Below are 3,177 nucleotides of genomic sequence, written 5' to 3' on the forward strand. Positions count from 1 at the left end.
GTTGTTCTTTGAAAACTAGATAACAGAAGTAATTCACATTCAATTAGTAATGCAAGATATCACGTAGTGATTCTTTTTAACGGTTAAGTTAGAAAGGGCGCACGGTGGATGCCTTGGCACTAGGAGCCGATGAAGGACGGGACGAACACCGATATGCTTCGGGGAGCTGTAAGCAAGCTTTGATCCGGAGATTTCCGAATGGGGAAACCCACCACTCGTAATGGAGTGGTATCCATATCTGAATACATAGGATATGAGAAGGCAGACCCGGGGAACTGAAACATCTAAGTACCCGGAGGAAGAGAAAGCAAATGCGATTCCCTGAGTAGCGGCGAGCGAAACGGGACCAGCCCAAACCAAGAGGCTTGCCTCTTGGGGTTGTAGGACACTCTGTACGGAGTTACAAAGGAACGAGGTAGATGAAGAGGTCTGGAAAGGCCCGCCATAGAAGGTAACAGCCCTGTAGTCAAAACTTCGTTCTCTCCTGAGTGGATCCTGAGTACGGCGGAACACGTGAAATTCCGTCGGAATCCGGGAGGACCATCTCCCAAGGCTAAATACTCCCTAGTGACCGATAGTGAACCAGTACCGTGAGGGAAAGGTGAAAAGCACCCCGGAAGGGGAGTGAAAGAGATCCTGAAACCGTGTGCCTACAAGTAGTCAGAGCCCGTTAACGGGTGATGGCGTGCCTTTTGTAGAATGAACCGGCGAGTTACGATCCCGTGCAAGGTTAAGCAGAAGATGCGGAGCCGCAGCGAAAGCGAGTCTGAATAGGGCGAATTGAGTACGTGGTCGTAGACCCGAAACCAGGTGATCTACCCATGTCCAGGGTGAAGTTCAGGTAACACTGAATGGAGGCCCGAACCCACGCACGTTGAAAAGTGCGGGGATGAGGTGTGGGTAGGGGTGAAATGCCAATCGAACCTGGAGATAGCTGGTTCTCTCCGAAATAGCTTTAGGGCTAGCCTCAAGGTAAGAGTCTCGGAGGTAGAGCACTGATTGGACTAGGGGCCCCTACCGGGTTACCGAATTCAGTCAAACTCCGAATGCCGATGACTTATCCTTGGGAGTCAGACTGCGAGTGATAAGATCCGTAGTCGAAAGGGAAACAGCCCAGACCGCCAGCTAAGGTCCCAAAGTATACGTTAAGTGGAAAAGGATGTGGAGTTGCTTAGACAACCAGGATGTTGGCTTAGAAGCAGCCACCATTTAAAGAGTGCGTAATAGCTCACTGGTCGAGTGACTCTGCGCCGAAAATGTACCGGGGCTAAACGTATCACCGAAGCTGCGGACTGTTCTTCGAACAGTGGTAGGAGAGCGTTCTAAGGGCTGTGAAGCAAGACCGGAAGGACTTGTGGAGCGCTTAGAAGTGAGAATGCCGGTATGAGTAGCGAAAGAGGGGTGAGAATCCCCTCCACCGAATGCCTAAGGTTTCCTGAGGAAGGCTCGTCCGCTCAGGGTTAGTCGGGACCTAAGCCGAGGCCGAAAGGCGTAGGCGATGGATAACAGGTTGATATTCCTGTACCACCTCCTCACCATTTGAGCAATGGGGGGACGCAGGAGGATAGGGTAAGCGCGGTATTGGATATCCGCGTCCAAGCAGTTAGGCTGGGAAATAGGCAAATCCGTTTCCCGTGAAGGCTGAGCTGTGATGGCGAGCGAATTATAGTAGCGAAGTTCCTGATTCCACACTGCCAAGAAAAGCCTCTAGCGAGGTGAGAGGTGCCCGTACCGCAAACCGACACAGGTAGGCGAGGAGAGAATCCTAAGGTGATCGAGAGAACTCTCGTTAAGGAACTCGGCAAAATGACCCCGTAACTTCGGGAGAAGGGGTGCTCTGTTAGGGTGCAAGCCCGAGAGAGCCGCAGTGAATAGGCCCAGGCGACTGTTTAGCAAAAACACAGGTCTCTGCGAAGCCGTAAGGCGAAGTATAGGGGCTGACGCCTGCCCGGTGCTGGAAGGTTAAGAGGAGCGCTTAGCGTAAGCGAAGGTGCGAATTGAAGCCCCAGTAAACGGCGGCCGTAACTATAACGGTCCTAAGGTAGCGAAATTCCTTGTCGGGTAAGTTCCGACCCGCACGAAAGGCGCAACGATCTGGGCACTGTCTCAACGAGAGACTCGGTGAAATTATAGTACCTGTGAAGATGCAGGTTACCCGCGACAGGACGGAAAGACCCCGTGGAGCTTTACTGCAGCCTGATATTGAATGTTGGTACAGCTTGTACAGGATAGGTAGGAGCCTTGGAAACCGGAGCGCCAGCTTCGGTGGAGGCATCGGTGGGATACTACCCTGGCTGTATTGACCTTCTAACCCGCCGCCCTTATCGGGCGGGGAGACAGTGTCAGGTGGGCAGTTTGACTGGGGCGGTCGCCTCCTAAAAGGTAACGGAGGCGCCCAAAGGTTCCCTCAGAATGGTTGGAAATCATTCGCAGAGTGTAAAGGCACAAGGGAGCTTGACTGCGAGACCTACAAGTCGAGCAGGGACGAAAGTCGGGCTTAGTGATCCGGTGGTTCCGCATGGAAGGGCCATCGCTCAACGGATAAAAGCTACCCCGGGGATAACAGGCTTATCTCCCCCAAGAGTCCACATCGACGGGGAGGTTTGGCACCTCGATGTCGGCTCATCGCATCCTGGGGCTGTAGTCGGTCCCAAGGGTTGGGCTGTTCGCCCATTAAAGCGGTACGCGAGCTGGGTTCAGAACGTCGTGAGACAGTTCGGTCCCTATCCGTCGCGGGCGCAGGAAATTTGAGAGGAGCTGTCCTTAGTACGAGAGGACCGGGATGGACGCACCGCTGGTGTACCAGTTGTTCTGCCAAGGGCATCGCTGGGTAGCTATGTGCGGACGGGATAAGTGCTGAAAGCATCTAAGCATGAAGCCCCCCTCAAGATGAGATTTCCCATTCCGCAAGGAAGTAAGATCCCTGAAAGATGATCAGGTTGATAGGTCTGAGGTGGAAGTGTGGCGACACATGGAGCTGACAGATACTAATCGATCGAGGACTTAACCAATTTGAATGTATGCTTACTGTTATCTAGTTTTGAGAGAACACTCTCAATGGTTTGGTGGCGATAGCGAAGAGGTCACACCCGTTCCCATGCCGAACACGGAAGTTAAGCTCTTCAGCGCCGATGGTAGTCGGGGGTTTCCCCCTGTGAGAGTAGGACGCCGCCAAGC

At 53.1% G+C, this 3,177-nt stretch carries 2 rRNA genes; both read left to right on the forward strand.

Features of this window, described 5'->3' with window-relative positions:
• The first annotated feature begins 81 nt into the window (after positions 1–81).
• Positions 82–3,011 (forward strand): 23S ribosomal RNA (locus tag ACFX43_RS07165).
• Between the two features lie 50 nt (positions 3,012–3,061).
• A 5S ribosomal RNA gene (gene rrf / locus ACFX43_RS07170) occupies positions 3,062–3,177 on the forward strand.

Origin of the sequence: Nocardioides sp. YIM B13467, from assembly GCF_042788075.1 — a bacterium.
In the GTDB taxonomy this organism is placed as follows: Bacteria; Actinomycetota; Actinomycetes; order Propionibacteriales; family Nocardioidaceae; genus Nocardioides.